General features: G+C 70.7%; 8 protein-coding genes. 2 read left to right on the top strand and 6 right to left on the bottom strand.

Translation table 11 applies throughout. From position 1 onward, the window contains the following. A partial coding sequence (locus VFZ39_RS10935) for an alpha-isopropylmalate synthase regulatory domain-containing protein (RefSeq protein ID WP_330865781.1) occupies positions 1-814 on the top strand: 814 nt, incomplete at its 5' end. Between the two features lie 145 nt (positions 815-959). Here the strand turns inward: VFZ39_RS10935 and VFZ39_RS10930 are convergent. Both VFZ39_RS10930 and recO read right to left on the bottom strand, forming a co-directional pair. After that, positions 960-2,498: a M1 family metallopeptidase gene (locus VFZ39_RS10930; RefSeq protein ID WP_330865780.1), complete on the bottom strand. Its 1,539-nt coding sequence runs from the start codon at positions 2,496-2,498 to the stop codon at positions 960-962. A 12-nt stretch (positions 2,499-2,510) separates the two neighbouring features. Continuing rightward, a complete protein-coding gene (gene recO, locus VFZ39_RS10925) occupies positions 2,511-3,251 on the bottom strand; it encodes a DNA repair protein RecO (RefSeq protein ID WP_330865779.1) in 741 nt (246 codons plus the stop codon). 18 nt (positions 3,252-3,269) lie between these two features. On the opposite strand from recO, the gene VFZ39_RS10920 reads away from it, so the two are divergent. Then, positions 3,270-4,079, top strand: a complete 810-nt coding sequence (locus VFZ39_RS10920) for an isoprenyl transferase (RefSeq protein WP_330865778.1) — start codon at positions 3,270-3,272, stop codon at positions 4,077-4,079. Between the two features lie 77 nt (positions 4,080-4,156). On the opposite strand, the gene VFZ39_RS10915 is transcribed toward VFZ39_RS10920, so the two are convergent. The 4 genes from VFZ39_RS10915 to VFZ39_RS10900 form a co-directional block, all read right to left on the bottom strand. Then, a complete protein-coding gene (locus VFZ39_RS10915; protein ID WP_330865777.1) occupies positions 4,157-4,555 on the bottom strand; it encodes a Fur family transcriptional regulator in 399 nt (132 codons plus the stop codon). A 24-nt stretch (positions 4,556-4,579) separates the two neighbouring features. Then, positions 4,580-5,578 carry a metal ABC transporter permease gene (locus VFZ39_RS10910; protein ID WP_330865776.1) on the bottom strand — a complete coding sequence of 333 codons (999 nt, stop codon included), beginning with the start codon at positions 5,576-5,578 and terminating at the stop codon, positions 4,580-4,582. Then, on the bottom strand, positions 5,578-6,384 hold the full coding sequence (locus VFZ39_RS10905; protein WP_330865775.1) for a metal ABC transporter ATP-binding protein: 807 nt from the start codon (positions 6,382-6,384) through the stop codon (positions 5,578-5,580). Before VFZ39_RS10905 ends, VFZ39_RS10910 begins: the two co-directional genes overlap by 1 nt. Further along, positions 6,375-7,158, bottom strand: a 784-nt coding sequence (locus tag VFZ39_RS10900) for a metal ABC transporter substrate-binding protein (protein WP_330865774.1), incomplete at its 5' end; no start/stop codon positions are given. The genes VFZ39_RS10900 and VFZ39_RS10905, both read right to left, overlap by 10 nt.

Genomic DNA, 7,158 nt, shown 5'->3' with positions numbered 1-7,158 from the left:
CATCGACCCGCAGATCGACTTCTCCGACATCGACGAGATCCGTCGCACAGTGGAGTACTGCACCAACCTGCCCGTCCACCCGCGCCACCCGTACGCGGGGGACCTGGTCTACACCGCCTTCTCCGGCTCCCACCAGGACGCGATCAAGAAGGGTCTGGAGGACTTGGACCGCCGGGCCGCCGAGCGGGGGATCCCCGTGTCGGCGATGGAGTGGGAAGCGCCGTACCTGCCGATCGACCCGCACGACGTGGGCCGCACCTACGAGGCCGTCATCCGGGTGAACTCCCAGTCCGGCAAGGGCGGCGTGGCCTACATCATGAAGACCGAGCACAAGCTCGACCTGCCGCGTCGGCTGCAGATCGAGTTCTCCCGGGTGGTCCAGGCCTTCACCGACGCCGGCGGCGGCGAGGTCAGTGCCGAGGCGCTCTGGGACGTGTTCGAGAAGGCCTACCTGGCTCCGGACACGCCGCTGCAGCTGGTCGAGGTGTCAAGTGCCGGCGGGGCCGGTCGGACGTACGAGGTGCGGGTCGCAGTGGTCGACCGCGGCCGCTCGCGGGAGATCTCCGGCGAGGGCAACGGTCCCGTGTCGGCGTTCGTCGACGCGATCTCGGCGCTCGGCTACCGGGTGCGGGTGCTGGACTACGCGGAGCACGCTCTCTCGGCCGGCGGTGACGCACTCGCCGCCGCGTACGTGGAGTGCGAGATCGGCGAGGGCGAAGACGCTCAGGTGCTGTGGGGGGTGGGCACCGACGCGAACATCGTCACCGCCTCCCTGAAGGCGGTCACCTCCGCCGTCAACCGCGCCCACGGCTGACCCTCGTCCCGCTCCGCTGTCCCGATCCCGATCCGCTCGGGTTGCCTTCATCCGCTCGATGCACGACCCGTGCCGATCAGTGGAACCCGATCGGATCAGTGGAAACCGAGCGGATCAGGGGAACCGGCGCGGGTCTCGGTCGGGGTCACCCGAACCCGTTGGCCTTCGTCTGCTCCGGGGCGTCCGGGTCGAACAGCCACTCCCGGAAGAACGGCGTCAGATCCGTGCTCGTCCGCGCCTGGGCGGTGACCATGAAGTCCTCCAGGCTGCGGGTGCCGCCGCCCTGCGCCCAGGTTCGCACCAGGGCACCGAAGGCTCGATCGCCCAGCACGTTCCCCAACGCCTGAACGGCCATCGGCCCGCGGACGTAGACGGTGCCGAACAGCTGCGTCGGTCCCGGGTCGATCATGGTCACCTGCCAGAAGCCGCGCTCGTCCTTGGTCCTGGCGTAGGTGTCGTCGAGCTCGTCGTCGGCCGGCTTCCCGCCGCGTCGATCGACGACCTCCCAGTAGGCCCAGGAGGCGAACGCCTCGTTGGTGAAGATGTCGTTCCACTGCAGCAGCGTGACGTGGTCGCCGAACCACATGTGGGCGAGCTCGTGGACGAGGAGCTCCTCGCCGAACCGGTCGTCGAGCAGCGCCGACGCCTGGTAGACCGGGCGGGTCGCCGTCTCCAGTCCGGCGAACCACAGCTCGGTGGCGGGGACGAAGCCACCGATGTCGCTGTACGGGTACGGACCCGCGAACGCCTCGATCTCCGCGATCAGCGCCGGGGTCCGCTCCAGCGCCGCGAACAGCCGGACGCGGTCCTCGGCGGAGTAGCGGGTGCTGGCGGCGTACACGAAGGGTCGTCCGCCGGACTCGCCCTGCTTCAGCTCGTAGTGCCCGATGGCCAGGAAGGAGGCGTACGTGGGCAGCGGCTCGCTCGTGCGCCAGTGCCAGGTGTCGTGATCGGTCTCCTGCCCCGCGTCGGAGCTGACCAGGCGCCCGACGCTGACCGCCTGGTACCCGGTGGGGACGCGCACCGACACATCGACCAGCGCCGGGTCGGAGGGATGGTCGTTGGCCGGGTACCACCACGCCGACGACTCGGGCTCTCCGGCGACGGTCCACTCGTCGTCGCCGGCCCGCCACGGTGAGTCCTCGACCCCTTCTCGTCGCAGCTCGCCCGGCTCACCGGCGTAGCTCACCGACACCGAGAACGACTGCCGCTCCCGCACCGGTGTCGCGGGGGTGATCTCGAGGTCCTGGAACCCCTGCTGCTCGAACTCTGCCTCGACGTCGTCCACCAGTACCCGCGTCACCGGCAGGGCGAGGTCCAGGTAGAAGCTCTCCAGATCCTGGGTGGCTCGGGCGCGGACGACGGTGGTGCCGGTGAGGCGCTGCTTCTGCGGGTCGAAGTCGACGGCGATGCTGTAGCTGGCCGCGTCGTAACCGCTGCTCCCGTAGTCCGGGAAGTACGGGTCGCCGGCACCGTTGGCTCCCCCGGTCGCCGCGGTCGGCGCACCGGCGGCCGCCTCGGAGGTCGGCGGCCAGTCGCCGCGGTAGAGCAGGACCCCGATGCCGATCGGTACCGCGACGGTGATCAGCAGGACGAGAGCCGAGACGGCGGCGAGGACGTAGACGATCGTCCGTGGGCGGTAGGTCGCTGGTGGAGCCCAGGAGCGGGGCGGGGGGAAGCTCATGGTCCGGCCCGGTCAGCGCTCGACGTGAGCCAACGAGCGGAGCCCACGGTCCAGGTGCCAGACCAGGTACGCCGACGTCAGCCCGCTCGCTTCCTTGGCGACGGACGTGGGCACCTCCCGGGTGGCCACCCACCGTCCCTCCAGCAGGGCGCCCAGCAGCTCGAAGGTCGCCGGTGCGGGGCGCGCGGACCCGGCCGGACGGCAGCGTTCGCACACCGCGCCACCCGCGGCGGGGGAGAACGCCTGGTGCGGACCGACGACCGCGCACCGGGCGCAGTGCGAGAACGACGGGGCGTAGCCGGCGATGGCCAGCGCCCGCAGCAGGTAGGAGTCCAAGATCATCGTCGCCGGACGGGGTCCGTCGGACGTCCCCTCGCCGAGGGCCTTCAACGCGCCCACCAGCAGCTGGTACTGCTGGACGGCCGGCTCGCGCTCCTCGGGAACCAGCCGGTCGGCGGTCTCCAGCATGGCCTGGCCGGCGGTGTAGCCGGGGTAGTCGCTGCTCAGCGGCTCGCCGAACGCGTGCAGCGAGACGACCTGGGTGACCACGTCGAGCGTGCGCCCCTCGGCGAACTGCAGGTCGATGTGGGAGAACGGTTCCAGCCGCGCGCCGAACTTCGACGACGTCCGGCGGACGCCCTTGGCGACGGCGCGCACCTTCCCTCGGCCGCGGCTGAGCATCGTGATGATCCGGTCGGCCTCGCCCAGCTTGTGGGTCCGCAGCACGACGGCCTCGTCACGGTAGGTCGGCACCTCGCTATTCTCGCCGACGTGCCAAGGAACGCCCCTCGACGCGGCCGGTCGACAGCTCCGACCCCGCCCACGCCGCATCCGAGCGGGGCCCGGCCGCCGGCGATTCCTCCGAAGAAGCTGCCCCAGCACGTGGCCATCGTGATGGACGGCAACGGCCGTTGGGCCAAGGCGCGCAACCTGCCCCGCACCGAGGGTCACAGCATGGGCGAGGCGTCGCTGTTCGACGTCATCGAAGGTGCGATCGAGGTCGGGGTGAGGTACCTGTCGGCGTACGCGTTCTCGACCGAGAACTGGAGCCGCTCGCCCGACGAGGTGCGCTGGTTGATGGGCTTCAACCGGGACGTCATCCGCCGCCGCCGCGACCAGATGGACGCGATGGGTGTGCGCGTGCGGTGGGCCGGCCGCCGACCTCGGCTGTGGCGCAGCGTGATCAGCGAGCTGGAGGAAGCCGAGCGCCGGACGCTCGACAACGACGTGCTCACCCTCCAGTTCTGCGTCAACTACGGCGGCCGGGCCGAGATCGTCGACGCCACCCGCAGGATCGCCGAGCTGGCGGCGGCCGGCCGGCTGGACCCGAGCAAGATCACCGAGTCGCGGTTCCGACAGTTCCTGGACGAGCCCGACATCCCCGATGTCGACCTGTTCGTCCGGTCGTCGGGCGAGCAGCGGACGTCGAACTTCCTGCTGTGGCAGTCCGCGTACGCGGAGCTCGTCTTCCTGGACCGACTCTGGCCCGACTTCGACCGCCGCGACCTGTGGCGAGCGATCGAGCTGTACGCCGACCGCGACCGGCGCTACGGCGGAGCGGTGCCCAACCAGGTCGGCTGACGGCGGACCTGGCACATCGCCGACGGTCGGCGGTGCGGCGAGGCGGAGAACCGTTGGCGCCGGTGCGATGGCGCAGCTCAGCAGCGTTCGCAGGTCCCGAAGATCTCCAGGTCGTGGCTGACGTCACGGAAGCCGTTCTCGGCCGCCACCGCGTTGGCCCAGCGCTCCACCGCGGGACCGGAGACCTCGACCGTCCTGCCGCAGCTGCGGCAGACCAGATGGTGGTGGTGACCGTCGGAGCACCGCCGGTAGGCGGTCTCGCCGTCGGCGGTGCGCAGCGCGTCCAGCTCGCCCGCCTCGGACAGGGACTGCAGGGTGCGGTAGACGGTGGTGAGGCCGATGCTGTCGCCTCGCCGGCGCAGCTCGTCGTGGATCTGCTGAGCGGTCCGGAACTCGTGCAGCTCACCGAGCACGTCCTGCACGGCCGCCCGCTGACGGGTCCGGCGTTGCGGTGTGGCGGTGTGCTGGGTGGTCATGCTCATCTCGTCCGGTGGCAGGGGTCAGTGCTCGTCGTAGTGGTCGCCGTGCACAGCGTGCCGGTGGCCCTCGTGGACGTAGTCGGTGTGTTCGCCGTGCCGGATCCCGGGGTGCTCGCAGTCGGGTCCGTGCTTGTGGGGGTGCGCCTCGGGCACCTCCGTATGCAGGGTCAGGGCGTCGTCATCGGCCAGCTCCGGTAGCACGGGGGTCACTCTACGTCGCCGGCTGACCAGGGCCGAGTAAGGCCAGCTGAGGGCGAAAACCGCGATCGCGAGCACCACGATCAGGGCTCCTGGCGGCGTGTCGAGGTAGAACGACCCGACCGCTCCGCCCAGGGTGACCACGACCCCGACCACCATGGCGGCGACCAGCGCCGCGTAGAAGCCCTTGACGAGGTTGTGGGCCGCTGCCACCGGGACCACCATCAACGCGCTCACGAGCAGCAGGCCGACGGTCCGCATGGCCAACGTGACGGTGACGGCGGCCAGCACCACGATCACGATGTTGTAGAGCCGCACCCGCAGACCCTGCGTGCGGGCGTACTCCTCGTCGGTGCTCACCGCGAACAGCTGCGGGGCCAGACCGAGCGTGGGCACCAGGACGAGGACGCCCAGGACCGCGATCACCGCGAGATCGGGCGCGGTCACCGTGGTCAGGGAGCCGAACAGGTACTGCGACAGGCCTGCCGCTCCCTGGCCGGCGATGCCCGACATCAGCACACCTGCTGCGAGACCGCCGTAGAACAAGATCGCCAGACCGACGTCACCGGTGGCCTTGCCCTGCTGCCGCAGGATCTCGACCGCCACAGCGCCGACGACGCAGACAGCGACAGCCCAGGGGATGGGGGCCTGTCCGGTCAGCAGAGCGAGCCCGACGCCGGCGATGGCCACGTGGCCGAGGCCGTCCCCCAGCAGGCTCAGCCGGCGCTGCACGATGTAGGTGCCGATGGCCGGCGCGATGATGCCGGTGAGCAGCGCCGCGAGCAGCGCTCGCTGCATGAACGGGTAGCTCAGGATCTCCATCAGCGCTCGACCGTCCCGTCCAACCAGCCAGCCGGTCGGTCCGGGTCCACCCGTTCATGACCGGTGTGCTCGTGCGCCGCGTGGTGGTGGGTCGCGTGGTAGATCTCCGAGAGGGGTCCCTGGGCGACCACTCGCCCCTCCCGCAGGACCACCGCTCGATCGATCAGCGGCGTCAGCGGCCCGATCTCGTGCAGCACGACCACGACGGCGAGCCCGGCGTTCACCCGCGCGGAGATCACGTCGGCGAGCACCTGCTGGTGCTCGAGGTCGACGCCGGCGGTGGGCTCGTCGAGCACCAGCAGATCGGGTTCACCGGCCAGCGCACGAGCGATCAGGACGCGTTGCTGCTGGCCGCCGGACAGCTCGCGTACGTCGGCCCTCGCCCGACCACCCATCCCGACCAGGTCGAGAGCGTCGTGGACCGCCGCCTTGTCGCGCGCCGATCGGGGTAGGAACGGTCTGCGCAGGGCCAGCCGGCCCGAGGAGACGATCTCGGCCACGGTGGCGCCACTGGACGCTGCGGTGGACCGCTGTGGCACGTAACCGATCTTCGACCAGGCCCGGAACCGGTTGAGGGGCTGACCGAACAGCGACACCGTCCCGCGCTCGATGGGCAGTAGACCGAGCACCGAGCGCACCAGCGTCGACTTGCCCGACCCGTTGCCGCCGAGCAGCGCGACCGCCTCCCCGGCACGTACGCCCAGGGTGATCCGGCGCAGCACCGGCAGGCCGCCGAGCAGGACCGACAGGTCGTCGACCTGCAGCACCGCGCCGGCAGCCGCCTCGGGCGCCGGCCTCACCGGCATCCGTTGGCCTTCTGCAAGGCCGCGAGATTGGTCTTCATGACCGCAATGTAGTTGTCCCCGCGCGACTCCGGCGTGATCGCCTCGATGGGGTCGAGGACGTCGGTCTGCAGGCCGAGATCGCCCGCGACGGCCTTGGCGACCGCGGGGGAGACGAGGGTCTCGTAGAAGATCGTGGTGACACCGTGCGCCGTCGCCTCCTGCTGCACGGCCGCGATCCGGGCCGGCGACGGCTCCGCATCCGGGGTCAGGCCGCTGATGCCGATCTGACTGAGCCCGTACTGCTCGGCGAGATAGCCGAAGGCCGCGTGGCTGGTGATGAACTCCCGGCGCTCGCAGGTCTTCAGGCCGGTCGCGTACGAGGTGTTGAGGGCGTCGAGCTCGGCGACGAGGGTCTTGCCGTTCGCTCGGTAGTCGGCCGCGTGATCGGGATCGAGCTCGGCCAGCTGGGCGACGACGGCGTCGGTGATCTTGACCATGTTCAGCGGATTGAGCCAGATGTGCGGATCCAGCCCGCCGTGGTCATGGCCGTCCTCGTCGTGCTCGTCCTGTCCGCCGGGTGAGTCGTCGGCATGGTCGTGCTCGTGCTCCTCGGCCACGGTCTGCAGCGGGACAACGGTGCTGGTGTCGAGGGTGTGGGCGTTGCCGCTCTGGGCGATCGCCTCGTCGACCGCCGGTTGGAAGCCCTTGATGTAGATGACCGCGTTCGCGTCGGAGACCGAGGCGACCTGCCGAGGGGTGAGCTCAACGTCATGCGGCTCGGCTCCCGGACTGGTC

The sequence above is a fragment of the Nocardioides sp. genome, from assembly GCF_036374615.1.
GTDB lineage: Bacteria > Actinomycetota > Actinomycetes > Propionibacteriales > Nocardioidaceae > Nocardioides.
This window is presented reverse-complemented; position numbering and strand designations above follow the sequence as displayed.

What these genes read in the sequence shown, in the direction of transcription:
- VFZ39_RS10930 (WP_330865780.1), bottom strand. Translation starts at nt 2,498, where the DNA reads ATGAGCTTCCCCCCGCCCCGCTCCTGGGCTCCACCAGCGACCTACCGC.
- VFZ39_RS10915 (WP_330865777.1), bottom strand. Translation starts at nt 4,555, where the DNA reads ATGACCACCCAGCACACCGCCACACCGCAACGCCGGACCCGTCAGCGG.
- VFZ39_RS10910 (WP_330865776.1), bottom strand. Translation starts at nt 5,578, where the DNA reads ATGGAGATCCTGAGCTACCCGTTCATGCAGCGAGCGCTGCTCGCGGCG.
- VFZ39_RS10905 (WP_330865775.1), bottom strand. Translation starts at nt 6,384, where the DNA reads ATGCCGGTGAGGCCGGCGCCCGAGGCGGCTGCCGGCGCGGTGCTGCAG.